Origin of the sequence: Bacillus marinisedimentorum (assembly GCF_001644195.2) — a bacterium.
GTDB classification, from domain to species: domain Bacteria; phylum Bacillota; class Bacilli; order Bacillales; family Bacillaceae_O; genus Bacillus_BL; species Bacillus_BL marinisedimentorum.
Genome location: NZ_LWBL02000017.1, coordinates 1 through 24,492 on the forward strand (window position 1 = coordinate 1; position 24,492 = coordinate 24,492).

The 24,492-nt window shown below is 47.3% G+C and carries 23 protein-coding genes and 1 other annotated feature; all 23 genes read right to left on the reverse strand.

Annotated elements, in window-relative coordinates:
• Positions 1–48 precede the first annotated feature (48 nt).
• On the reverse strand, positions 49–2,811 hold the full coding sequence (ileS, locus tag A4U59_RS05460) for an isoleucine--tRNA ligase (RefSeq protein ID WP_070120164.1): 2,763 nt from the start codon (positions 2,809–2,811) through the stop codon (positions 49–51).
• Between the two features lie 95 nt (positions 2,812–2,906).
• Positions 2,907–3,132: a binding site (T-box leader), on the reverse strand.
• An 82-nt stretch (positions 3,133–3,214) separates the two neighbouring features.
• Complete coding sequence (locus A4U59_RS05465) at positions 3,215–3,721, reverse strand: DivIVA domain-containing protein (protein ID WP_070120238.1); 507 nt, start codon at positions 3,719–3,721, stop codon at positions 3,215–3,217.
• 86 nt (positions 3,722–3,807) lie between these two features.
• Positions 3,808–4,581 carry a YlmH family RNA-binding protein gene (locus A4U59_RS05470; RefSeq protein WP_070120166.1) on the reverse strand — a complete coding sequence of 258 codons (774 nt, stop codon included), beginning with the start codon at positions 4,579–4,581 and terminating at the stop codon, positions 3,808–3,810.
• Between the two features lie 3 nt (positions 4,582–4,584).
• Entirely contained in the window at positions 4,585–4,848 is a 264-nt protein-coding gene (locus A4U59_RS05475; protein ID WP_070120168.1) for a YggT family protein, read from the reverse strand.
• A 10-nt stretch (positions 4,849–4,858) separates the two neighbouring features.
• Positions 4,859–5,305 (reverse strand): cell division protein SepF, encoded by a 447-nt coding sequence (locus tag A4U59_RS05480; protein WP_070120169.1) that lies wholly within the window; start codon positions 5,303–5,305, stop codon positions 4,859–4,861.
• A gap of 33 nt (positions 5,306–5,338) precedes the next feature.
• Entirely contained in the window at positions 5,339–6,010 is a 672-nt protein-coding gene (locus A4U59_RS05485; protein WP_070120170.1) for a YggS family pyridoxal phosphate-dependent enzyme, read from the reverse strand.
• Positions 6,011–6,018: 8 nt separating this feature from the next.
• Positions 6,019–6,861 carry a peptidoglycan editing factor PgeF gene (gene pgeF / locus A4U59_RS05490; RefSeq protein ID WP_070120171.1) on the reverse strand — a complete coding sequence of 281 codons (843 nt, stop codon included), beginning with the start codon at positions 6,859–6,861 and terminating at the stop codon, positions 6,019–6,021.
• Positions 6,862–6,940: 79 nt separating this feature from the next.
• The gene (locus A4U59_RS05495; RefSeq protein WP_070120172.1) at positions 6,941–7,198 is read right to left on the reverse strand and encodes a YlmC/YmxH family sporulation protein; all 258 of its coding nucleotides are present in this window, start codon (positions 7,196–7,198) and stop codon (positions 6,941–6,943) included.
• Between the two features lie 458 nt (positions 7,199–7,656).
• Complete coding sequence (gene sigG, locus A4U59_RS05500; RefSeq protein WP_070120240.1) at positions 7,657–8,436, reverse strand: RNA polymerase sporulation sigma factor SigG; 780 nt, start codon at positions 8,434–8,436, stop codon at positions 7,657–7,659.
• A 121-nt stretch (positions 8,437–8,557) separates the two neighbouring features.
• Complete coding sequence (gene sigE / locus A4U59_RS05505; protein WP_070120174.1) at positions 8,558–9,277, reverse strand: RNA polymerase sporulation sigma factor SigE; 720 nt, start codon at positions 9,275–9,277, stop codon at positions 8,558–8,560.
• A 27-nt stretch (positions 9,278–9,304) separates the two neighbouring features.
• Positions 9,305–10,228 (reverse strand): sigma-E processing peptidase SpoIIGA, encoded by a 924-nt coding sequence (spoIIGA, locus tag A4U59_RS05510; RefSeq protein ID WP_070120175.1) that lies wholly within the window; start codon positions 10,226–10,228, stop codon positions 9,305–9,307.
• 974 nt (positions 10,229–11,202) lie between these two features.
• Positions 11,203–12,336, reverse strand: a complete 1,134-nt coding sequence (gene ftsZ / locus A4U59_RS05515) for a cell division protein FtsZ (RefSeq protein WP_070120176.1) — start codon at positions 12,334–12,336, stop codon at positions 11,203–11,205.
• 28 nt (positions 12,337–12,364) lie between these two features.
• Positions 12,365–13,660, reverse strand: coding sequence for a cell division protein FtsA (gene ftsA / locus A4U59_RS05520; protein ID WP_070120178.1), 1,296 nt, complete (start codon positions 13,658–13,660; stop codon positions 12,365–12,367).
• Between the two features lie 157 nt (positions 13,661–13,817).
• Positions 13,818–14,180, reverse strand: coding sequence for a small basic family protein (locus A4U59_RS05525; protein ID WP_070120179.1), 363 nt, complete (start codon positions 14,178–14,180; stop codon positions 13,818–13,820).
• A 1-nt stretch (position 14,181) separates the two neighbouring features.
• Positions 14,182–14,913 carry a DUF881 domain-containing protein gene (locus A4U59_RS05530; protein ID WP_083270672.1) on the reverse strand — a complete coding sequence of 244 codons (732 nt, stop codon included), beginning with the start codon at positions 14,911–14,913 and terminating at the stop codon, positions 14,182–14,184.
• Positions 14,914–14,937: 24 nt separating this feature from the next.
• Positions 14,938–15,624, reverse strand: coding sequence for a DUF881 domain-containing protein (locus A4U59_RS05535; protein WP_070120182.1), 687 nt, complete (start codon positions 15,622–15,624; stop codon positions 14,938–14,940).
• Positions 15,608–16,510, reverse strand: a complete 903-nt coding sequence (locus A4U59_RS05540; protein ID WP_281183449.1) for a cell division protein FtsQ/DivIB — start codon at positions 16,508–16,510, stop codon at positions 15,608–15,610. The genes A4U59_RS05535 and A4U59_RS05540 overlap by 17 nt, the downstream gene beginning before the upstream one ends.
• A 33-nt stretch (positions 16,511–16,543) precedes the next feature.
• Positions 16,544–17,452: a UDP-N-acetylmuramate dehydrogenase gene (gene murB, locus A4U59_RS05545; RefSeq protein WP_070120184.1), complete on the reverse strand. Its 909-nt coding sequence runs from the start codon at positions 17,450–17,452 to the stop codon at positions 16,544–16,546.
• 260 nt (positions 17,453–17,712) lie between these two features.
• On the reverse strand, positions 17,713–18,813 hold the full coding sequence (gene spoVE / locus A4U59_RS05550) for a stage V sporulation protein E (protein WP_070120186.1): 1,101 nt from the start codon (positions 18,811–18,813) through the stop codon (positions 17,713–17,715).
• Between the two features lie 42 nt (positions 18,814–18,855).
• Positions 18,856–20,202, reverse strand: coding sequence for a UDP-N-acetylmuramoyl-L-alanine--D-glutamate ligase (gene murD / locus A4U59_RS05555; protein ID WP_070120188.1), 1,347 nt, complete (start codon positions 20,200–20,202; stop codon positions 18,856–18,858).
• 3 nt (positions 20,203–20,205) lie between these two features.
• Entirely contained in the window at positions 20,206–21,180 is a 975-nt protein-coding gene (mraY, locus tag A4U59_RS05560) for a phospho-N-acetylmuramoyl-pentapeptide-transferase (RefSeq protein ID WP_070120190.1), read from the reverse strand.
• Positions 21,181–21,223: 43 nt separating this feature from the next.
• Positions 21,224–22,591, reverse strand: coding sequence for a UDP-N-acetylmuramoyl-tripeptide--D-alanyl-D-alanine ligase (locus A4U59_RS05565; RefSeq protein ID WP_070120192.1), 1,368 nt, complete (start codon positions 22,589–22,591; stop codon positions 21,224–21,226).
• Positions 22,588–24,057 (reverse strand): UDP-N-acetylmuramoyl-L-alanyl-D-glutamate--2,6-diaminopimelate ligase, encoded by a 1,470-nt coding sequence (locus tag A4U59_RS05570; protein WP_070120194.1) that lies wholly within the window; start codon positions 24,055–24,057, stop codon positions 22,588–22,590. Before A4U59_RS05570 ends, A4U59_RS05565 begins: the two co-directional genes overlap by 4 nt.
• Between the last annotated feature and the right edge of the window lie 435 nt (positions 24,058–24,492).

A 24,492-nucleotide genomic window follows, 5' to 3' on the forward strand; every position in this document is an offset into this window, starting at 1 on the left:
CACCTAAAAACACGCCATGCCGAACGGCAGGGCGTGTTCCAGGTTTCATTATTCATAATGATTTGTGACGATTTCCGCACAGTCGGCACAGAGTGTCGGGTGTTTTTCGCTGCTTCCGACAGTCGGCTTGACTACCCAGCAACGGTCACATGTTTCCCCTTCGGCCGGTTCGATTGTAATGGCAAGGCCTTCAAATACCTGGGCATTTGCAGGCGCCTCATCTTTGGAACCCCCAAATTCAAGCTGGGAAACAATGAATAGACTGTCAAGGTCATTTATTGTATCAAGCAATTGTTTTGTTTCTTCATTCGGGTACAGGACCGCTTTGGCTGTCAGTGATTTCCCGATGACTTTTTCATTCCGGGCATTTTCTAAAGCTTTCAGCACGTCATCCCTGATTTCCATAAACTTATCCCATTTGGCTTCAAGCATGTCGCTGTCATTAATCTCTTCATTCTTCGGCATATCTGTCAGCTGGATGCTCTCTGCCTCCCGATCAGGAATATAACTCCACACTTCCTCGGCAGTATGTGACAAAATCGGAGCGACCAGCTTCACAAGTGCAAGCAGCGTTTCATGCAGAACGGTCTGGATCGCACGCCGGCTTTTGTCATTCTCCGGCTGGATGTATAGCACATCTTTTGCGATGTCGAGATAAAATGAACTTAATTCGATTGTGCAGAAGTTATGGACCGAATGATAAATGGATGCAAATTCATAATTATCATATGAATTGGTGACTTTATCAATCAGCTTGTTAAGTTTAACGAGCATATAACGGTCCACTTCGTTAAGTTCATCAACCGGTACAGCATGAGATTTCGGGTCAAAGTCATTCAAGTTGCCGAGCAAGAAACGGAACGTATTGCGGATTTTACGGTACACTTCTGCAACCTGCTTAAGGATTTTATCAGACAGCCGCACATCTGCCTGGTAGTCGACTGAAGCAACCCAGAGACGGAGGATGTCTGCGCCGAGCTGTTTCATGATTTTCGCTGGAACGACCACATTCCCCTGTGACTTACTCATTTTGCGCCCCTCTCCGTCGAGGGTAAACCCGTGACTCAGCACGCCTTTATATGGAGCTTTGCCGGTTACTGCAACACTGGTCGACAGGGAACTGTTGAACCAGCCTCGGTACTGGTCGGAGCCTTCCAGATAAAGGTCAGCCGGCCGCTGCAGTTCTTCACGCTCGACGAGTACAGCCTGGTGGGAAGAACCCGAATCAAACCAGACATCCATGATATCCTGTTCTTTCGTGAATTTCCCGTTAGGGCTGTGTTCGGACGTGAACCCATCCGGCAGAAGGTCTTTCGCTTCCCGCTCGAACCAGACATTGGATCCATGCTTCCTGAACAAGTCCGAAACATGTCCGATCGTTTCATCATTGATGATCGGCTCTCCGTCTTCGCCGAAAAAGACCGGAATCGGGACCCCCCAGGCGCGCTGACGGGAAATACACCAGTCTTCACGGTCTTTGACCATGTTATAAAGACGTGTTTCTCCCCATTTCGGAATCCACTCAACCTCTTCGACAGCTTGCAGCAATTCGCTGCGGAAATCCTTAATGGAAGCAAACCACTGGGATGTCGCCCGGAAGATGGTTGGTTTTTTTGTACGCCAGTCGTGCGGATAGGAGTGAGTGATGAATGACAGTTTCAGCAGGGCGCCATTCTCTTCAAGCTTCTCCGTAATAGGCTTATTCGCTTCATCATAGAACATGCCGTCGAATCCGGGAGCTTCTTTTGTCATATAGCCTTTTTCATCGACAGGGCAAAGGACATCAAGTCCATACCGCTTCCCGATGATAAAGTCATCTTCACCGTGTCCAGGCGCTGTGTGCACACAACCGGTACCTGCTTCTGTCGTAACGTGATCACCAAGCATCACGAGGGAATCCCGTTCATAAAATGGATGGGTGGCGACAGCTTTGTCAAGCTCGGCTCCTTTGAATGTCTTGACGGTCTCATAGTCTTGCCAGCCCAGCTCTTCAGCAACATCATCAAGGAGCTCGGCAGCGATGACAAATTTTGTTCCGGCCGTTCTAACAACGGCATACTCAAGGTCAGGGTGGAGAGCAATTCCCAGGTTTGCCGGAATCGTCCAAGGAGTTGTCGTCCAGATGATGATCTTTTCATCACCTTCCAGCACGCCTTTTCCGTCTTTCATATCAAAAGCCACGTAGATGGAAGGCGAGCGCTTATCCTGATACTCGATTTCCGCTTCGGCAAGCGCTGATTCGGAAGAAGGAGACCAGTAAACAGGCTTGAGGCCTTTATAGATGTATCCTTTCTTTGCCATCTCGCCGAATACTTTGATTTGCTGCGCTTCATATTCCTTTGTCATCGTTACATAAGGATTATCCCAATCCCCTCGGACCCCGAGCCGTTTGAACTGTTCACGCTGGCGGTCGATTTGCTCATATGCATATTGTTCGCAAAGCTTTCTGAATTCCGCCACACTCATTTCCTTACGGTTCACTTTTTTGTTTTTCGTGAGAGCCGTCTCAATCGGCAGCCCGTGTGTATCCCAGCCCGGTACGTAAGGAGCATGGTATCCGCTCATCGATTTATAACGCACGATGAAATCCTTCAATACTTTGTTGAGCGCATGTCCCATATGGATATCGCCATTGGCATATGGAGGGCCGTCGTGCAGGACGAACAGCGGACGCCCTTCGGTCCGTTTTTGCACTTTTTCATAAATGCTGCTTTCTTCCCAATTTTCCTGAATGTCCGGTTCCCGCTTCGGCAAGTTGCCGCGCATCGGAAATTCTGTCTTAAGCATTAGTAGTGTATCTTTATAGTCCATAAAGCCGCCTCCTAAAATACAATGTCTCTTTTTCATATTAACCAGCATCTGGAACAAAAACAGCAGACAAACAAAAAACCAGCCCTGCCCCCTGCAATAGGGACGAGCTGGTTTTCCCGCGGTACCACCCTGATAGGCAAATAGACATTTGCCCGCTTCATTCCATCCGTAACGGAGATGAACCGTTTATCCTTACTGGCGTTAACGTTCAGGATAAATCTCCAGGGTGATCGTTTTCTTTCACTTCACACCGGGCTTGCACCATCCCCGGCTCGCTTTGTGAAGTCGCTTCAAGAAAAACATCCCTGTCATCGATTTCGTTCCATATGCAGGTTGATAAAATAAGAAAATGATTCCGTTAATGAATTATATGTAATCATCCGGAAAACGTCAAGGGCACAGCTTATTCTCCTTCGCCTTCTTCAAGGGCTGCCGCTGCATCATTTACCGTTCCGAGGAGATTATCCCAATCATCATTGTCAATCATATCAAGCTGTGCTTCGACGAGCATTTTGAACCGGGTCCGGAATACTTTGGATTGCTTTCGGAGATCATCCAGTTCTATTTTTAATTTCCTCGATTTGCTCAGCGCTTCATTAATGATACGGTCAGCATTCTTTTCAGCTTCTTTGATGATGAGCTTCGCTTCTTTATTCGCACTTTCCTTTACTTCTTCAGCCGTTTGCTGGGCGATTAAAATCGACTTGTTAAGCGTCTCTTCAATATTTGAGAAATGACCGAGCTTCTCATCAAGTTCATTCAACTTCGATTCCAGCTCTTTTTTTTCACGGATCAGAATTTCATAATCTTTGATTACCTGATCAAGAAATTCATTGACTTCGTCTTCATCATATCCGCGGAATCCCCTGCTGAACTCTTTATTATGGATGTCTAACGGTGTTAACGGCACATTCGCCACCTCCAAATAGTTGCAATTCTTTCCTGTTTTATGAAATTCGACAGGCTCTGTGAATTTCCTTTTTTTCACGCCGTGAATTATTTCTTCCGCCCGTAAGTTATTTTCCATTTGTCTTTTTTTGTCTTATCGCCGATCGCGATAACCTTGCTCCGGCCGTGTCCCCGTACGGAAATGACGTCACCGCTGCTGATTTCGGCAGAAGGCTGCTCCACCGGTTTCCAATTCAGCTTCACATAGCCGTTTTTGATCAAGGGCACAGCCTTTGACCTCGAAAGCCGGTAAATTTCCGATATGACTGCATCAAGCCTCAGTGATGATACAGTTCCCGCCGACTCCTCCCAATTCTCTTCTTTTACGAGCAGGTCGCTTTTTTCGATCGGAACGAGCGTTATTTTGCCTTTGCCGATTGAAGTGAGGTTCAGCTCGATAAAAGATGAAATTTCTTCTGCGACAACCAGCTGGAAGCGGCTCCCGTCTGAGAGGATATCACCGAATTTGCCGCGGGACAATCCCAGGCCCATAAGAGCACCGAGGACATCACGGTGGGATATGGCGATGAATTTTACAGGATACTGAATTTCATACGCAACACAATCAAAATCACCGTGGCCTGGAGAATAGTATTCAGGAAAAAGAAGCGCCCTTTTCCTTTCCACCGCTTCATTTCCACCCCAGAAACCGACACTCACTTCATCATTCTTGCCCGAAAGCGACCGGATGATTTCCTGCTCGCGGGGATTCAGGAAATCTGTCAGCTTCGGTGCATACTGTGCCATCACTTGCTCTTTCCATTCTATTGCCTGGTCGATGAATGCATGTTCTTCAGGCCGGAAATGTTCATGAATGCTCATTTTTTATGCAATCATCTTGAACAGGGCCGCGACACCATACTGTGCGAAGTTCAACGCGATGATGGCGACAATCGGCGAAATGTCAATCATGCCGAGTGGAGGGATGATTCTCCTGAACGGCTCAAGATAAGGTTCGGCAAGACGGGCGAGAAACTGTCCGATGCTTGATTCTCGTGCATTTGGGAACCAGGACATCAAAATATAGCCGATGATTACATATGTGTAGATATTAATTGCTGTCATAATAATTTGGAATAAAAAACCCATTTTAACTAAGTCACCACCTGTTATCATTCATCTCTTGTTCTGCAGCCATCTCTGTAATGGATCCGGTAACATCCACATTGTCCGGAGTGCAAAGGAATGCCTGGTCTCCAAGTTTTTGGATATCGCCTCCGAGTGCATAGACCGTCCCGCTCAAAAAATCCACAATCCGTTTTGCCTGCCCGCGGTCAATGCGCTGCAGGTTAATGATGACAGATCTCCTGTTTTTCAAATGATCTGCAATCTCCTGCGCTTCGGCATACGTTCGCGGCTCATGGAGCACCATGCGGGTAGTTGAATTTTTTTGGATGCTTTGCAGACTGACGACATTTTGTTTCTGCTGTTTGCGGGAAACCGGAAACTCCTCCGGCGCCTCCATTTCTTCTTCGGCATGCTCTTGTATTTCATCATAGTCATCTTCCAGTTCAAAAAAACGTTTGATTTTCGTTTTGAAACTCATGAAGGTGCACCTCCGCTGAATAATCCCATTGATTTATTCTCCAACCAGGGCAGAACCGATCCGGACATATGTTGACCCTTCCTCCACTGCGATTGTGTAATCGTTGGACATGCCCATGGACAGTTCGCCACAGGGAGCATGCGCGTATCTTTTTTCCTTGATTTCTTCCTGCAGTCGTTTTACTTTCCTAAACGTCTGCCTGATCACTTCTTCATCGTCTGTATGGGGAGCCATCGTCATCAGGCCGACAACCTTGATTTTCGGATAAGCTTCCAGTTTGTCCACAAAAGATATGACATTTTCAGGCGGGAGGCCATGTTTGGATTCCTCTCCGGACGCATTGACCTGGATAAAACAGTTAACCGTCCGGTCGGCCCGTTTCTCAATCTCTTTTGCCAGGGAAAACCGGTCAAGGGAGTGGATAAAATCAACATCCATAATAATATTTTTAACCTTGCGGGACTGCAGGGTCCCGATAAAATGCCAGACAGCCTCACCGCTGATTTCCCGGTGTTTTTCCTTGAATCCGTCATCACGGTTTTCACCGAGATCGGTGATGCCGGCAGCAAGAGCTTCTCTGGCGCGTTCGGTTGTTACATATTTTGTGACGGCAATGACTTTGATGCCATTCGGGTCTCTTCCCGAACGGGCAGCAGCCTGTGCTATATCTTGTTTTATTTTAGTGTATTTTGCTTGCACTGACAATGTTTGTGTCACTCCTCTTTCATACCGATGAAACTCAGCATTCTGCCGGACTTTCCTTCGTCCCGCCGGTGTGAGAAAAACAAATTGTCCGAACATGAAGTACAGTAACCGGTAACGATAATGTTCTTTTCTGGAACACCCGCTTGAATCAAAAGATAACGGTTCAGCTCTTTTATATCAAGCATATAGTGTCCATCCCTTCCGGAAGCCTTGTAAACTGCGGCAGGACAATCAGGTGCGATATTATTCACCGCATCAATGACAGCCTGGTCCACTTCATAACAGCAAGATCCGATTGCAGGACCGATTGCTGCATAAAGGCCGTCATGCGGCAGCCCCTCTTTATCTGTATATGCTTCTACCATTTTTTGTGCCATATTTGACACTGTCCCCCGCCATCCTGCATGGGCAAGTCCCATAAATTGATGATCGGGAGCATAGAAAAACAACGGGACGCAGTCAGCATAGAAAGCGGTTAGAAGCACACCGGCTTCCAGCGTATATAAGCCGTCCGATCCGGGAATGGCGGTTGCCTGTTCCACAGCACCGCTGCCCCTGTCTGCACGGCCAACTTTGGCAGCCTTCACCCCGTGCACCTGTTCTCCAACAACCCAACTGGATAAAGGTATTCCTGTAACGTCAGCAAGCCTTTTCCTGTTCTGCAGGACAAGAGCAGGATCATCGCTCACGTGAAGCCCCATATTGAGGGATGAAAAAGGCGGGCTGCTGACACCGCCATTACGTGTCGTGATGCCTGCAAGCAGGCGGGGATTCCGGCTGGTCCACTGTTCGATCAGCAGTAATTCCGGATTCGCCGTTTTTTGAAAAATCTCCGCTTTTGTCAATGTCATCCTCCTCAGTCGAAACCTGTCAGTCAGGCTGTTTCTATTGTATCACAACCTGGCCCTTTCCGTTCAGATGACCTTGAACTTATTCATCTGAAATCCCTTGATCCGGGTAATGCCTGACAAGAATTACATCATTCCCTATTTTGACAATATTGTGCCATGGAATGACAATTTCACTGTCTTTTCCGAATAACCCCATTTTTCTTTCCCCCGCCGGTATCACAATTGCATCTATTTTTCCGGTCGATGTATTCAATTCGATATCGGAAATTGCCCCAAGCCTTCTTCCGTCCGAAACATTAATGACATCTTTGATCCGGAATTCTGAAATTTTAATCATTGCCGATTCCTCCTTTCTTTCAATATATGAACGCGACGGCAACTTTCATGAGAGAATAAAATGAAGGTGAGTTAATTTTTCGGTTTGAATTTTTCAAGGCAGTCTTCAGCCATATGTATAATGGCGGGTATTGATCGGGAATTGGACAGGCGAGTCTTAAATTGGCAGGTGAATCCTTGTTTTCTGCATTTGCACATGACGCTGCAGTTTTGGGAAGGGCTTCCTGATTCATCAAGCTTGACCATTCAGGCTTCGGGGCATGCTCATGACTATATTTCCGGGCGGGGATGTCTGGAGTTTTATTCAGTTTTCCTCAACATCATCCTTCAATGTCAAGCAATCCACCCGCTGGCTGGCCTTAAGAATGCCGTGGCAGTTATTCACGCTCGTTTACCATGTTTACATAATAAAAATATTGTCCATATAAAAAACCGTTCTATGCAGAACGGTTTTTGTTTTCAGTGTTGGATATTTTTATTCATTTGTTTGATTGCCGCCTTTTCAAGCCTTGACACCTGCGCCTGGGAAATTCCAATTTCATCAGCGACTTCCATTTGGGTCTTCCCCTGGAAAAAACGCTTTTTTATAATCATTTTTTCGCGTTCATTCAAGCGCCGCATCCCTTCTTTCAAGGCCAGTTCCTCAAGCCATTTGATATCACTGCTCTTCTCATCGCTTAGCTGGTCCATTACGTAAATCGGATCGCCGCCGTCATTATAAATGGGTTCAAACAGGGAAACGGGATCCTGGATGGCATCCAGGGCAAAGATGATTTCCTCATGCGGGACATCCAGCACTTTAGAAATTTCCTCGGCTGTCGGCTCCTTCTGCGTTTCCCCCATCAGCTGTTCCCGGGCTTGCAATGCTTTGTAGGCAATATCGCGCAAGGACCTTGAAACCCGGATAGGATTATTATCCCGTAAATACCGCCGGATTTCTCCAATGATCATCGGTACAGCATACGTGGAAAACTTCACGTTTTGACCGAGATCGAAATTGTCGATTGATTTCATCAAGCCGATACAACCGACTTGAAAAAGGTCATCAACATATTCTCCGCGGTTATTGAAACGTTTGATAACACTTAACACAAGGCGGAGATTCCCGTTTACCAGCTTTTCCCGGGCACTGTCATCGCCGCTTTGCATTTCCCTGAAAAGCTTTCGCATTTCTTGGTTGGTTAATACCGGGAGTTTCGAAGTATCTACTCCACAAATTTCAACTTTATGTCGTGTCAAATCTTTCCCTCCCATCAGGAGATGCTGTTTCAAAAGTAAGTATCTCCTGGGAAGGGAAATTTATGCACCTGACGAAGCGGGCCTGTTTCCAAAAACAGGATGAACCCTTGAGCCGAATGCGTTAGACCATTTTATTAAATTCTTTTCGAAGCCGTTTAATGATTCGTTTTTCAAGCCTTGAGATGTAAGATTGAGAAATGCCGAGCATGTCTGCTACGTCCTTTTGGGTTTTCTCCTCTCCGCCTGCCAGTCCAAAACGGAGCTCCATGATTTGTTTCTCCCTTTCATTCAAGCGCTCAAGTGCCTTTATAAGCAGCTTTTTATCGACACTTGCTTCAATGTCTTTTGTGATGATATCTTCTTCCGTTCCAAGAATATCGGACAAAAGCAGTTCATTGCCGTCCCAGTCAATATTCAGCGGTTCATCGAATGAAATTTCAGACCTGATTTTATTATTGCGGCGCAAATACATAAGAATCTCATTTTCGATGCACCTTGAGGCATATGTAGCGAGTTTGATCTTTTTTTCGGGATTGAATGTGTTGACTGCCTTAATGAGCCCGATTGTCCCGATGCTGATCAAGTCCTCAATATTAATGCCTGTATTTTCAAACTTCCTGGCAATATAGACGACGAGGCGCAGGTTCCGTTCAATCAAAATGGATCGTGTCGCTTTATCTCCTGAAGGAAGCTTTTCCAACAGATGTGCTTCCTCTTCTTTTGAAAGCGGCGGCGGCAGTGCCTCACTACCTCCGATATAAAAGATTTCATCGGTTTTGATGCCAAGTTTGATTAGAAGTTTATACCACCACAGTGTCAGACGGATCTTCCATTTTGCCATTCCCTTCCCCCCATGTTGTTTTTTGGCTTAGGCGGTTCTTGCCGCCGTCAGAAGCAGTTTCGGATGGACAATACATCCATATTCATCCTCACTCGAAAGCCGGGTTGTACTTAAACCAACTACCGCTTTACCAGTTTCTATAACTTCATTTTGATAATAAAGACGGATTAAATCAGGTTTCAAAGCAGTTAAAAATTGCTGTTCTTGTCCAACTGCTCGATACGGGATGATGCGGAGGCGCTCCTCCCACTCATGAGGATCTTCCCTTCCATCTTCAACAGTGAAATCAACCCACTTTTCCAACTGAGCTGCTGTATCATGCGGCCATTGATCCTGCGTCCTGTAAAAATCGAGAATGAGCACAGGCAAGCGGCTGATCGGATCGAACAGCTGATTCCCTGTATCAATCAGACCCTTGGTTTTGACAGTGAGCCCATCTATGACAATCTCGACCTGAATCAGCTGATCGGTATGAATTGTCCGGGCTTCCGCATCTTCCATCCTCTTTTTGGAAAATAGCCAGAGTACAGGAAATGAAACGAGTACAAATGCCCAGCCTACCGGGCTCCCATAACCGGTTGAATATGTCGCCAGCACACCATTAAATCCGGTGATGTTTTCCTGCAAAAAAAAGTGTGAAGCCACCATTCCGCCGCCTATCACGAACGTGACAAAGTAAAACATGAATAACTGCTGGAAAAATGTCCGCACTTTCGTAAATCCGAAGGCGGTGAAAATAATGAATGCAGATAAAATGAGCTTTGCAACCGGACCGGCAGCAAGGGCCGAAAAAGGTGTAAAATAAAGCAGCACAAACGAAGAACCGAGGAATGCCGCGCCAATAAGGCGCACTCTGGATGTCTTTTTCTTTAAAATGATTGATGTGAGCTGCAAAATCAACGCATCAATACAAAAGTTCAAAAACCAAACAGCATCCAGATAGATGGCCACTCATACAAACCCCTTTGTTTGTAAGTTTGTAACCTAGTATATAATAGTCTGTTACTGGAAGTCTGTCAGTTTATGCCGAGGGAGGGAATGGTAATTTTGAAAGATTTCCACTTTCTTTATCGAAATGCGGAGGGCGCCTGGTTAGCGGCGTACGCATAAGCAGGGCCGCACCAGGAAGGGCGGGCTTCCCTTCATGGGGCGGCAATGCTTATGGCGATAGCCGCTGGCGCCCGGAGCTGGACAATCGAAATGCGGAGGGCGCCCGCTTAGCGGCGTACGCATAAGCAGGGCCGCACCAGGAAGGGCGGGCTTCCCTTCATGGGGCGGCAATGCTTATGGCGATAGCCGCTGGCGCCCGGAGCTGGACAATCGAAATGCGGAGGGCGCCTGGTTAGCGGCGTACGCATAAGCAGGGCCGCACCAGGAAGGGCGGGCTTCCCTTCATGGGGCGGCAATGCTTATGGCGATAGCCGCTGGCGCCCGGAGCTGGACAATCGAAATGCGGAGGGCGCCCGCTTAGCGGCGTACGCATAAGCAGGGCCGATCCAGGAAGGGCGGGCTTTCCCTTCATGGGACGGCAATGCTTATGGCGATAGCCGCTGGCGGAGCTGGACGATTCCCTCCTGGCTTTTTATCCACGACGCTTACATTTTATAATTTCCTTAACAATTAGGCTTTGTTAAAGCTCCATGTTGATTTTTTCACTAGTTGATTGGAGTGGAAGGTGCGAGACTCCGGCGGGATTAGCGGGACAGGTGAGACCCCGCAAGAGCGATAGCGATGAGGAGGCTCACCGCCCGCCCCGCGGCAAAGAAGACACTGTGAGTGCGACCGGAGGGAAGCAGGAACAGATGTCGCACTTGTGCCCTTGGGTGAAAGCGAGTACCTGCAACGGAAATTAACACTAGCGTTTAACAGAGCCAACAATTAAAAAGGCATGCACCCATATGGGCACATGCCTTAAAAATATGAAATCAGCGATTGCGGTTGCGGTTACGCAGGAACGTCGGAATGTCCAGCGTATCATCACTTGATTGTGATTGCTGGCGGTTTTGATTGTCCTGCTTTTGTTCTTCCCGTTTTGGGGCCGAGTAGCCGGAAGGCTTCTGGGCACCCATGGACGGGCGCTGCGTCGGCTTCGGCTGGTTTAGGTCGCTGTCATCGAAACCTGTGGCAATGACTGTCACAACAATTTCATCTTTCAGATTCTCGTTAATGACGGACCCGAAAATCATATTAACCTCTTGATCAGAAGCAGATGCGACAATGTCCGCCGCTTCCTGGACTTCATACAAGCTCAAGTTTGTTCCGCCTGTAATGTTCATGAGCACTCCCTGGGCGCCATCAATTGATGTTTCAAGGAGCGGGCTGGAAATTGCTTTTTTGGCAGCTTCTGCTGCGCGGTTTTCTCCAGTAGCTATACCGATGCCCATTAGAGCAGATCCTTTATCTGACATGATTGTCTTCACGTCGGCAAAGTCAAGATTGATAAGGCCTGGAACGGCAATCAGGTCTGAGATGCCCTGTACACCCTGGCGGAGTACATTGTCCGCTTCACGGAACGCTTCCAGCATAGGGGTGTTCTTATCAACAATTTCGAGAAGACGGTCATTCGGAATGACGATCAGCGTATCAACGTTTTCTTTCATGGAGCTGATACCGCCGGCTGCCTGGTTTGCACGCTTTCGTCCCTCGAATGTAAATGGACGGGTCACAACACCGACCGTCAGAGCGCCAAGCTCTTTAGCGACAGATGCAATGACAGGAGCAGCCCCTGTTCCGGTTCCGCCTCCCATTCCGGCAGTGACAAATACCATGTCTGCACCTTTAAGCGCTTCTTCAATCTGTTCGCGGCTTTCTTCAGCAGCCTTTTTACCAACCTCTGGATTTGCGCCGGCACCGAGCCCTCTTGTCAATTTCGTGCCTATCTGCATTTTTGCTTCAGCTTTGGATAAATTCAGAGCCTGCGCGTCCGTATTGACTGCAATGAAATCGACTCCCTGAACCCCGTGCTCAATCATGCGGTTAACGGCATTGCTTCCTCCGCCGCCAACGCCTATCACTTTAATCGTTGCCAATTGGTCCACATTTGTATCAAACTCCAACATGCCTGGTCCTCCTAATCATTTTGGGAAATTATTCAAAGAAGTATCCAAACCAATCCTTCACCTTTTTGGAAAGTCCCGGTTCTTTTTCTTTATTATCTTTCTGCTGTTTCGGCTGTTTTTTGGAAGACGCCTGATTCTGCGGATTCCGTTCCACCTCATCAGCTGAAATGGATGCCGCTACCTCTCTTCCCTGAATTTTTGCATTTTTTGAAGCAAACTGGATCAACCCCACTCCCGTTGTATATTGAGGCTCACGCACACCAATATAATCCGGAATGGCTATTCTTACATTATGCCTTAAAACATCCTGGGCAAGATCCAGTACACCGCTCACTGCAGCGGAACCGCCTGTCAGCACATAGCCGCCCGGCAATTCTTTATAGCCCATCCGGTGAGTTTCCTGTAAGACGAGGTCGAGAATCTCTTCCAGTCTGGCTTCGATGATATGGGAGATGTCGATCTGGCTGAACTGCTGTGTACGATCGCTTCCAATGATGGATACTTCAAACTGTTCCTCATTGGATGCTGTGTCATAGAAAGCATGTCCATGTTTTATTTTAATTTTTTCTGCCTCTTCTGTCGATGTCCTGAGACCGATTGATATATCTTTTGTGATATGTTCTCCCCCAATCGGCAGGACAGATGTCTTCTGGAGGAATCCTTTCTCGAATACCGAGATGGTTGTGGAGCCGCCACCGATATCAATCAGCGCCACTCCCATTTCTTTTTCGTCCCTGGACAGGGCGATTGATCCTGCAGCTAATGGCTGAAGCGCAATATCTGTAATTTCAAGGCCGGCGCGTTCCACACATCTTAATACGTTATGTAGGACTGTTTTTGATCCGGTAATCACTGTTCCTTCCATTTCAAGGCGTACGCCAATCATACCGCGCGGATCTGTGATCTCATCGAGGCCGTCGACCATGAACTGGCGCGGAATGACATCAATGATTTCCCTTTCAGGCGGGATGGAAAGCACCTGTGCAGCATCAATCACCCGTTGAATATCTTCATTTCCGATTTCCCTGTTTTCGCTCGCCACCGCAACTACACCGTGGCAGGGCTGCAATTGTACGTGGTTTCCTGTTATCCCCACAATTACACGGTTTATTTGGAGCCCTATCATTCTTTCAGCTTGTTCGATTGCCTTTTTAATAGAATGAACCGTCTCATCGATGTCCACAATCGATCCTTTCCGGATTCCTGCAGACCTGGCTTTGCCGACGCCAATTATGTTAATGGAATCATTAAGCAGTTCACCAATGATAACCTTCACATTGGACGTACCGATGTCTAGACTAACATATATTTCGTTGTTGTTCATTCTGCGGCACCTCCTTTTCCATTTGTTGAGCTATTGCTGGCAATTAAGATATTGTTTTGTATGTCCCCTGATAGAACGCTCTTATCCTGGTGAGTCGTTGATTTTCACTTTATTCATGAAAGTATTCAACAAGAAAAAAAACATTTCCTTTATTTTTTTACACTTTTTTTCCGCTTTCACCTGATGCCGTCCATCTGGCAAGCAGGAGACGGCGGATAACTGCAATATTCTGGAATAGACGCACTCCAAAAGCAAACACAGCAGCTAAATATAAGTCTACACCAAGATGTACACCCAGAAAAGCCAAACTTGCAGCAAGAGCGATATTGAAAAAGAAACCCGTCACAAAAATGTTATCATCGTACAAATCCTGCAAATGAGCCCGTATCCCGCCAAACAATGTATCAAGTGCCGCCAGGACAGCGATTGAGAGATAGTTCGCGTATTCTTCAGGGATACGTATATCCGTCAGGAGCCCAAACGCAATGCCGATGATAAGGCCAAGGATTGGCAGCCACATTTTATGCATCCTCCTTCTGTGAATCGGCAGGCTCCATATTTTTTATTCTGATTGTCTCATCATAAGCCGGCAATTTCACATAGTCAACAGCAGTCGTAATCAGCATTAAGCCGTCAAGTGCAAAATCATCTGCTGATTGGGATACAGTCATCTGATCATGAAGCTTTTTTGCAGCCTTCTTGCTTTTATCGGCGGCGAGAACCTTGATTTCAATAGGCAGCGGTTTCAGGCGTTTTGTATTGACGTGTGTCTGCCCGTTCACATCCCGTATCGGTGAAGATGCGGTGATGCGCTTGCCATCAATGGCAATAGCGCCTGCGCCGTATGAGTTCAATTCATTTATAAGCCGTTGGAGCAATTGGGGAGTTACTGTCTGATAGGGCTCACCTGGTATTTGGTCGGAATACAGCGGTTCTATCGTCAAAACAATGCCGGGACCCTCAACTTCCGTCAAACCTATTTTTCGTTCAAGTTCTTCTTTTGTCTCTTTCAGGGTTTTTTCCTTGCTCGATGCACTGTTTTCTTCATATCCGGCAAGGAGCTGGTCGTATTTGTGAATTTCAGACAGCAGTTCGCGGTGTTTTTGCTGGGCCTTTTTATAATCTTCGCGGAGTTCCCAGATATCACGGGTGTCGCGGACAACCGGTTCTTGCGTTGTCTGGAATTGCACAGCAACCATAAACCCGATAATAAACAGTATAAATGTAATCGTAAGCTGCTGCTTTTTTTTCACCCTGATCATCCTTCAGCCATAAATTCAAGAAGCATTTATGATAATATTTTGTTTTTTCTCAACCCTAATTTCAATGTTATCGTTCACAAGCTGGTCCTTGACGCCCTGGACAATATTGAGCGCGCCGTCCAGCACAAGCGGATCCCCGATAGCCGTAATGACAAAGGGAGCCGGATATTTGCTTCCATCAACGCTGACAACTGGACCCACACAGGCGATATAAGAGCTGGCCGTGAGCCTTTGCCCGTTTATGGCTACTGCAGATGCACCAGCTGAAAGCAACTCATTAACCACTTTGCGGATGTGGCTTTCATGGACGATGTATTGATTTGCACTTTCCTCTGAAGGGACATATGAGGCATCTGCGAGCACTACCTCAATCCCTGGCCCGGTCACGGGAATTTCACCAGCCAGCATTCTCAGCTTCTGTACATCCTCGACAAGGTTGCCGAGTATATTCTCCTGATTTGCGAACTGCTCCTCTTTCGCAGCTGCTTCTTTCCTTTTTTGCAACAGTTCCTCAAAGAGTTCTTTATTGCGTTCTTCCTGTTCAAGAAGCTGGCTGCGGATCTTCGTTTCAGTTTTCCATTGCTCATTACCTGCCGTTTCCGGTCTTGTGTCTTCTTTCGTAAATTGATAAGAAAAAGACAGGATGAATCCGGTAACAAGCAAGACGAGGGTCAGCGCAGCATGTTTACCGGTCACTCTCATTTGTCTCATCACCTTCAGTTTCTGCCGGGCTTTCATAAGGAACAAAGTAGGAACCTACCTCGAGATGGATAATCCCCTTTTTTCCTTCGGGAAGTTCCTCTACGATCGAGGGGTAGGCTGTCATTTTTTCGGAAAAAGTCCGGATTGTGGCACTGACTTCATATCCGTCGTTCATATAAATCTGCAAATGGAGCGGATCTGCTTCATCCGGAGCCAGGTGAATTTCAGAAATCCTGTTTTTGATGCTCTCCGGCAGTTTGTGCAGTTCTGCTGCCATTTCCTGTAGTGTCTCATCATGCTGCCAATCTACCAAAAGCGGCGCATCGGCCGGCAGGACTGATGTAATTCCCGGCAGCAATTTCCCGGATTCGAGTAAAGGAAAATACTTGCCTTCTTTATAAACGTAGCCTGTACGGCTGTACTCAGTCACCTTGATTTCAATCGAGTTCGGCCATTTCTTTATTATAGCTGCTTCTTTGATCTGAATGTTCTTCTGCACTTTGCTGCTTATATCGCTCTCTGATACTTTCCAGTAACTTGTCTTGTCGGTTAATCCTGAAAGCTTGATGATGTCATCAGCCGGAACATGGATGTTCCCCGTCACCCTGATGTCCCTGACATGACTTAACGGTGACTGGAAATAGACAATCACTAAAAGCATAAGAAAAAACAGAAGAATATAAAACACAAATCTCCTGTTTGCTTTTTGTTTCCGTTTTTCCTTCAATTTTGGAATACGGTCTTCTAACGTTACAACCTGTCCTTTTTCCATGCTTTTCCCCCGCTGCTTAATACTTTCCTGAAAAACGGGGCTGCTCATGCTCAGCCGTTTTTCTTTCGCCGGCCGCTTGGCGGCGGCTGGCAATCTCTTTATTCTTTCATTCATTATAGCATAAAGGAAGGTTGTAAAAATGACTTCTTATCTGTTTCTGTTGATTATTTCCACTTCTGTTTCCATTTTTATCCCATACCGCTCGGAGATCGTCTTTTTTACGTGATTAATCAGGTCAAGAACATCGCTGGCCCCGGCTCCGCCTGCATTGACGATGAAGTTGCCGTGTTTTTCTGAGATTTGGGCACCGCCGATTTTATACCCTTTTAAGCCAGCTTTTTCGATCAGATGGCCGGCATGATCAGGAAGCGGATTGCGAAAGATGCTGCCGGCACAAGGATTATCCCAGGGCTGAGTGTCGCGCCGGTAATCTTTATGCTTTTTCATCTCTGCAGTGATGCTGTCTTTATCGCCTTCCTCCAATTCGAAGACAGCCTCCACGCAGATGCCGGGCTGCTCCTGAAGGATAGATGTTCTGTATGAAAACTCCATTTCATTATTCGTCAGCCACTTCAATGTCCCGTCTGGATAAAGAATTCTAGCTTTTTTAAGAATCCGGGACACATCCGATCCGTGGGCGCCTGCATTCATGTATACGGCCCCTCCTACTGAACCTGGGATCCCGCCAGCGAACTGCAGGCCGGCAAGGCCTTTTCTGCTGATGACGGCAGCAAGCTTTATCAAAGAGTATCCGCCTCCAGTCCTAACCGTATTTCCTTCGACTTCGAGGTGGTCAAGACGATCACCGAGCTTGATGACCGCCCCTTCTATTCCACTGTCGTTGACCAGCAAATTTGAACCTTTGCCGATCGCACGCCAACTAACACCATGCTTTTTTACGATTTCGAGCGTTTTTTTCAGCTGATCTATCGATTCCGGCTCAATGAAAACATCAGCCGGTCCGCCTATTTTAATCGTCGTATGATTGGCGAGAGGCTCATTCTCTTTTACGTTGGATATTCCGGAATCTTTAAGGTCCTCAATCAGTTTTTGCACTAACAACCCCTCCTCTGGATCGCAATCCTTCTGCTGTTCAACTTTATAATATGTCAGGCGCTTATGTCCTGTACGTTTATATGGGTTTTGTTTTCAGGCGGCACTTTTACGATACCACAGAGTGCGGAATCGGTATATCTGTGCCAATATGTAAATCGTGAACAACCAACATAGAAATTCAGCACACAAACCGAATAAAACGCCCCTACATATATTCCTTCCCTTTCAATAAATAAAACCCTGTTTTTTAACAGGGTTGCTTACAGTCTGGCATAGCGGCTTATATTCAGGAGGACACCTACAGCCATCAGCATAAGCGTAAGTGATGAACCGCCGTAACTCAGGAACGGGAGAGTTATGCCGGTTACCGGCATTAAGCCAGTTACTACACCGATATTGATCATGACCTGTACAGCAATCATCCCGATAATTCCGACAGCGAGAAGGCTCCCGAAAAGGTCAGGCGCACCCAGTGCAATACGGATCCCCCGGAACAGAAGCAGGCAAAACAGGAAAATAACGAGTGAACCGCCGATAAATCCGAGTTCTTCGGCGAGAATCGCAAAAATGAAATCAGTCTGCGGCTCCGGCAGATAAAAAAACTTTTGCCTGCTTTGGCCAAGTCCAAGTCCGATGAGACCGCCCGGACCGATCGCATAGAGTGACTGAATGATTTGAAAACCGCTGCCGAGAGGATCCTGCCATGGGTCCAAAAAAGAAGTAATCCGCTTAATCCGGTACGGAGCTGATAAAATAAGGCCTGCAAAACCAGCAGCACCAATGAAAGCCAGTACAATGAAGTGGCCAAGCCTCGCACCGGCAACATAAATCATAAGGACACACGTACCGACCATCACCGCTCCTGTCCCAAGGTCAGGCTGAAGCATGATAAGCCCGAATGCTGTAAACACAAGGCCAAGTGATGGGACAAGCCCTTTCTTGAACGATGTAATCTTTTTCTGGTTCTCAGATAAAAATTTGGCGAGGAACACAATCATTGCAATTTTCATAAACTCGGAAGGCTGGATGGAAAAGGCCCCAATGCCAAGCCAGCTCCTGGCACCGCCCCTTACCATGCCGACTCCCGGGATAAGGACGATAAGGAGCAGGAAAAAGCAGGCGATGAGTATAACCTTCGACCACGTTCTCCATGTCCAGTAATCAATGTTCATAATGACGAACATTGCAGCTACACCCAAACCTGCGAACAGTAATTGCCGCTTAGCAAAAAAGAACGAATCATCAAACTTATATGTCGCCCAAACCGCACTGGCACTGTATACCATGATCAAGCCGATCGATAGCAGAATAAGTGTGGCTGCAACAAGAATAAAGTCAGGTGTCGATTTTTTGGTCGGCAATGCACAAACACCTCGATTTAGTGGAATCGCAGGACTAGCCTGTTATTTCAGTTTATGCACGCTCTTTACAAACATGTCCCCGCGTTCTTCAAAAGTTTTGAACTGATCCCAGCTTGCACACGCCGGTGACAGCAAAATGACATCACCGCTATTGGAAAGTTCATATGCCGCCGGAACAGCTTGTTCCACATTATCGACAAGTTTTATTTGTTTAATCCCTGCTTTTTCAGCCGAACCCTTTATTTTTTCGGCAGTTTGTCCAAAGGCCACTACCGCTTTGACCCGGTCCATATACGGAATGAGTTCATCAAAGCCGTTTCCCCTGTCAAGGCCGCCGGCCAACAAGATAACCGGCTGTTGAAAAGCAGATAGAGCTGCCGTTGTTGCCAGAGTGTTTGTCGCTTTGGAATCGTTATAAATCTTCCTGCCGTTTAACTCAGTCACAAACTGCAAACGGTGTTCCACACCTGTGAAAGTTGTAAGGACTGTCCGTATCGCATCATCATCCGCCCCCATTATTTTGGCTGCCGCTGCGGCTGCGAGGATGTTTTGCAGATTGTGTCTACCGGGCAGGACGATATCTTCCAGGCTGATTATTTTTGCACCATCCACATGGAGGAAGCCTTCACGGACACAGGCTCCTTCATCAATCTGCTGTTCAACGGAAAAGTATACAGTCTTTGCATTAGTCCCGCGGGCAAGATCAACGACTTCAGCATCATCATAATTGACAACCGCAAAATCTTCTTCCGTCTGGTTCATGAAGATCCTGGCCTTCGCAGCGCCGTATTCCTCCCGTGTGCCGTGATAATCAAGATGGGCATCAAACAAATTTAATAGTACGGCTACTTTCGGGCGGAATGTTTCGATGCCGAGAAGCTGGAAGGAAGACAATTCAATGACAATCGGCTGTTTTCCGTCCGCTTGTTCGGCCACTTCACATGATACTGTACCGATGTTGCCGGCGAGTTTCGGATTTTTCCCGGCCTCCTGCAGCATCCTGTGAATAAGAGTGGTTGTGGTCGTCTTTCCATTAGAACCGGTAATGGCCACAAACGGTGAAGACGTGATCCTTGCAGAAAGTTCCACTTCCGTAATGATGGGCACACTCTTTTCGATCGCCAGCTGCAGGAATGGAATCGAATAAGGGATCCCCGGATTTTTCACAATGTAATCAACATTTTCATCGAGAAGTTCAGGAGGATGACCGCCGACAATAACTCTGATCCCCAGCGACTGTAATTCTGCAGCCGCATCATCTCCTGCAAGGGAGTTCCGGTCGTTGACTGTGACACTGGCTCCCATCCTGTTCAATAGCTTCGCTGCGGCCAGGCCGCTTTTGGCAAGGCCGAGCACTAAAATATGTTTACCTTCCAACTCGTTTCTCATCGTTTACATCCACACCTCTAAATAGATTCCCAACACGGCAAATAGTATCCCTGCTGTCCAGAATGTCACAACAACGCGCCATTCGCTCCATCCTTTCAGTTCGTAATGATGATGGAGCGGGCTCATTTTGAAGATGCGTTTGCCGGTTGTTTTAAAAGAAATCACCTGGATAATTACGGATAATGTCTCAATGACGAATACACCGCCGACAATGACTAATAGGATTTCCAGTTTCGTCAATACCGCAATGGCGGCGATTGCGCCGCCGAGTGCCAGCGAGCCTGTATCCCCCATAAAAACTTTAGCGGGATGGGCATTGAATACGAGAAAGCCAAGGACTGCCCCCACCACCGCGACAGAAAATACTGCAGTCTGGAATTCAGCGATGTTCCAGGCAAGGATCGCATACGCGCCAAACGCTACCGCTGCTGTCCCTGCCAGCAGCCCATCAAGGCCATCGGTCAAATTGACTGCATTCGATCCGCCCACGAGCATGACTACGAGCAAAATAAAATAGAACCAGCCAAGGTCAAACCCGATTCCTGTCCCGGGGATGGAAAGAGTCGTTTCAAATCCAGACTGCATTAATAAATAATAAAAAACAACAGCAATGATGAGCTGGCCCGCAAGTTTCTGCTTTGATGTCAAGCCAAGGTTCCGCTTCATCACCACTTTGATGAAATCATCTATGAATCCAATAATTCCGTAACCGAGCAAGACAAACAGCAGCATATACGTTTCCGTAGAAATTTCGGAAAATTTGGCCGTCATAACCAGCGTAGCTGCCACTGTCGCAAAGATGATCATCAGGCCTCCCATAGTCGGTGTGCCTGATTTTTTCTGGTGGGACTGTGGTCCCTCTTCCCGGATACTCTGCCCGAACTTCAGCCGCCTTAAAAACGGGATGAAAATCGGTGATAATAACACGGCTATCAAAAAAGCCGCAAGAATCGTGTATAATATGACACGCTCAAGCATTTCATGGACTCCTTCCTCAACAAATCAATTCAGTTGCTGCATCTCATTCCGCCAGCGATTCCACCAGCGTTTCCAGTTTCATTCCGCGAGAAGCTTTGAACAATACCACGGTCTCGTTTGTAAGCTCATCCTCAAGAATGGCACCAGCTTCTTCTTTTGACCGGACGAGGTGGACAGGGATGTCTTTTTGACTATCACTGACCGCTTCACCAATCCATTTTCCTTTTTCCCCGACTGCGATTAGCTTTGTGATCGGTTCTCCTATCACATCCGCAACACTTCTATGCAGCTCCTGCTCATTCCCGCCCAGTTCATACATGTCGCCGAGAACAAGAATTTTCCGGGTATATCCCGGAAGTTCTTTGAGCGTTTCGACAGCGGCCTTCATTGAGGTCGGGCTGGCGTTGTAGGCATCATTAATGAAAAGTGAACCGTTTTTGCCTTTCACTCGCTCCAGGCGCATGCCAGTCAGACGGATATTGCGCAGACCCGAAGTGATTTGACCGTCATCGAGGCCAAGTGCCAGTCCCGCTGCAATTGCAAAAACAGCATTTTTAACATTGTATGCGCCCGGGAGAGGGATAAAATACTCTTTTTGTTCGTTATTCAGCTTGAATGCCTGGCCTTCTCCGCTGAAACTGACATCACGGATGATATAATCATTTTCAGCTCCAAAGCCGCACGTCTCGGTCTTGATTCCAAGTTCCCGGGAGTTCAAGAGCGGTTCATCTCCATCGATGATAAGTTTGCCCTCATCCTTAAGGCCGTCAACAATCTCCATCTTTGCCTTTGCGATCCCTGCGCGCGAACCGAGCTGCTCCATATGTGACTCACCGATATTTGTTATGATTGCGATATCCGGGCGTGCCAATTTACTTAGAAAAGAAATTTCCCCGAAACTGCTCATTCCCATTTCAAGAATAAGAAGCTCGGTACCTTCTTCCATTGCAAGGATGGTGAGCGGCATCCCGATATGGTTATTGAAATTCCCCCCTGTTTTATGGGTGGCATACTTGCGGGAAAGGACGGCCTCGAGCATGTCTTTCGTTGTCGTTTTGCCGTTGCTGCCTGTCACTGCCACTACATAAGGGTTTACCTTTTCCAAATAAAAGGCGGCCAGTTTCTGTAATCCGGAAAGTGTGTCCTCCACATAAAAAAGAGGAAAGTCGGTCGGCACAAACTTTGGCACTTCCCGCCCCTTTTTCCATAAAGAAGCCACAGCCCCATTTTCGATGGCTTCTTTCAGAAAGTCATGACCGTCGAAGCGCTCCCCTTCAATCGGGATGAAAAGTCCCTTTTTCACTTCTTGGCGGCTGTCGGTAAAAACGCCGGAAATCATTATGCTGCTGTCTTCCGCAGCTCCGCGGAAATCAGAAAATGCCGAAGTCAGCTCCGCTACTGATAATTTCATTTTCCTCCCAGCTCCTTTATCGCATCATATGCAACTAACCTGTCATCAAAGTCCAGCACCCTGTCACCAATGATCTGGTATGTTTCATGCCCTTTACCGGCAATCAGCACGACATCGCCTTTTTTTGCATTTTTAACCGCATGCTTTATCGCTTCGCTGCGGTCGGTTATTTTTACATACTCGTATCCTTTAACCCCTTCTTCCATATCGCGGATTATGGCTTCTGGATCTTCCGAGCGGGGATTATCGGATGTGAATACCGGCTTATCGGCATACTTGACCGCAATTTGTGCCATTAGCGGGCGCTTCGCCCGATCCCGGTCTCCTCCGCACCCGACAATGACATGTACATCACCTTCAGCAAACTGGTTGACGGTCACCAGTACATTTTCAAGGCTGTCCGGCGTATGGGCATAATCTACGATCACAGCAAATTCCTGCCCGGCATCAACAGGCTCGAACCGGCCTGCAACACCTCTGACAGAAGAGATGCTGCCCGCAGCTTCAGCAAGCGGAACTCCGGCACCAAAAGCTGCCGCTACTGCTGCCAGTACGTTATAAACACTGAACTTTCCGATCAGGTCCATGCTGATTTCAAGAGATTCATTCGGCGTTTCCAGCAGGAATGTTGTCCCGCCTGCTTTTAGCTTTATATTTTTCGCAGCCACGTCCGCCGGTTTGTCAATTCCGTATGTAATCACCTGTGCCGCTGTGCCTCTCATAAACTCCTCGGAAGCAGTGTCATCGGCATTCAAAACCGCAATTTTCCGCTCATCAGGCTTGTATGCATTTCCCAGCAGTGTGAATAAGAGGCCCTTAGAACGCCGGTATTCTTCCATAGTGTGGTGATAATCGAGGTGGTCCTGTGTCAGATTCGTGAAAATGGCGATACTGAAATCAATTCCTCTTACCCTGCCAAGGTCAAGTGCGTGGGATGACACTTCCATAATTGCTGTATCCACTTTCTCATCTCTCATGTCCTTGAACAGCTTTTGCAGCGGCAGCGACTCAGGTGTCGTGTTCGTTACGTCGTACATCTTATCGCCGATTTTATTGTGAATCGTACCGATCAGACCGGTTTTTTCTCCGGCGTCCCGGAAAATATTTTCCAGGAGATGGGTGACTGTGGTTTTTCCGTTTGTTCCAGTCACTCCGATCACATTCATACCTGCAGTCGGATACCCATAAAAGACATTGGCAAGCACTGCCATCGCACGCCTGGAATCGCGCACCAAAATGACCGGTATCCCGGCTTCCACCTGTCTTTCGGCGATAATCGCACTCGCCCCGTTCTTTTCCGCCTGCCCCACATAATTATGACCGTCCACTGTGAAACCTTTAATGCAGAAAAACAGGCTGCCGGGCTTAACTTCCCGCGAGTCCATCTCCAGCGACTTGATTACCGGATCGGCTTCCCCGTCATATTTGTAAAGGACAAGATGTCCCAGCAGTTCTTTCAACTCCATAAATCAATCGTTCCTCTCCGTCGTTTAAATTCAATCCTATCCCATTATATCAAAAATCCTGCAGTTAAATGATGTGGATTTGGCACAGGAGGATATCCCATTTGTTCCATTACCCTACTTTCTGCCAAATATACCGTCTTTCAGATATTTTTTTAAAAGGCTTTGTTAAACACTGCTGTTGGATATCCGCTGGAAGCACTCGCTTTCACCAGGGGCGCAAAAGCGGCACTTGCTCTTTCTTGCCTTCGGTTGCATCCACGGTGCCTTCTTGGCAGCGGAGCGGGAGATGAGACTCTATCATTGCGCAAGGGTTCAAACGGGGGCTCATTTGTCCCGTTGCTCCCGCAGAACATTGAATAAACTCATCGAATTTCACATCGCATGAAGAAAACGCAGAGCGTTTTAGATGAGTCTCGTAGAGTCACACCGATCGAA

Excerpts from the sequence above, each read along its gene's own strand:
- murD (WP_070120188.1), bottom strand. The coding sequence starts at position 20,202 with ATGAGAAACGAGTTGGAAGGTAAACATATTTTAGTGCTCGGCCTTGCC.
- A4U59_RS05570 (WP_070120194.1), bottom strand. The coding sequence starts at position 24,057 with ATGGAGTTGAAAGAACTGCTGGGACATCTTGTCCTTTACAAATATGAC.
- sigE (WP_070120174.1), bottom strand. The coding sequence starts at position 9,277 with ATGGCAAAATGGAAGATCCGTCTGACACTGTGGTGGTATAAACTTCTA.
- A4U59_RS05540 (WP_281183449.1), bottom strand. The coding sequence starts at position 16,510 with ATGAATGAAAGAATAAAGAGATTGCCAGCCGCCGCCAAGCGGCCGGCG.
- ftsA (WP_070120178.1), bottom strand. The coding sequence starts at position 13,660 with ATGAACAACAACGAAATATATGTTAGTCTAGACATCGGTACGTCCAAT.
- mraY (WP_070120190.1), bottom strand. The coding sequence starts at position 21,180 with ATGCTTGAGCGTGTCATATTATACACGATTCTTGCGGCTTTTTTGATA.
- A4U59_RS05535 (WP_070120182.1), bottom strand. The coding sequence starts at position 15,624 with ATGAGAGTGACCGGTAAACATGCTGCGCTGACCCTCGTCTTGCTTGTT.
- ileS (WP_070120164.1), bottom strand. The coding sequence starts at position 2,811 with ATGGACTATAAAGATACACTACTAATGCTTAAGACAGAATTTCCGATG.
- A4U59_RS05525 (WP_070120179.1), bottom strand. The coding sequence starts at position 14,180 with ATGTGGCTGCCAATCCTTGGCCTTATCATCGGCATTGCGTTTGGGCTC.
- pgeF (WP_070120171.1), bottom strand. The coding sequence starts at position 6,861 with ATGACATTGACAAAAGCGGAGATTTTTCAAAAAACGGCGAATCCGGAA.
- A4U59_RS05470 (WP_070120166.1), bottom strand. The coding sequence starts at position 4,581 with ATGAGCATTCATGAACATTTCCGGCCTGAAGAACATGCATTCATCGAC.
- A4U59_RS05495 (WP_070120172.1), bottom strand. The coding sequence starts at position 7,198 with ATGATTAAAATTTCAGAATTCCGGATCAAAGATGTCATTAATGTTTCG.
- A4U59_RS05565 (WP_070120192.1), bottom strand. The coding sequence starts at position 22,591 with ATGAAATTATCAGTAGCGGAGCTGACTTCGGCATTTTCTGATTTCCGC.
- A4U59_RS05480 (WP_070120169.1), bottom strand. The coding sequence starts at position 5,305 with ATGAGTTTCAAAACGAAAATCAAACGTTTTTTTGAACTGGAAGATGAC.
- ftsZ (WP_070120176.1), bottom strand. The coding sequence starts at position 12,336 with ATGTTGGAGTTTGATACAAATGTGGACCAATTGGCAACGATTAAAGTG.
- A4U59_RS05475 (WP_070120168.1), bottom strand. The coding sequence starts at position 4,848 with ATGGGTTTTTTATTCCAAATTATTATGACAGCAATTAATATCTACACA.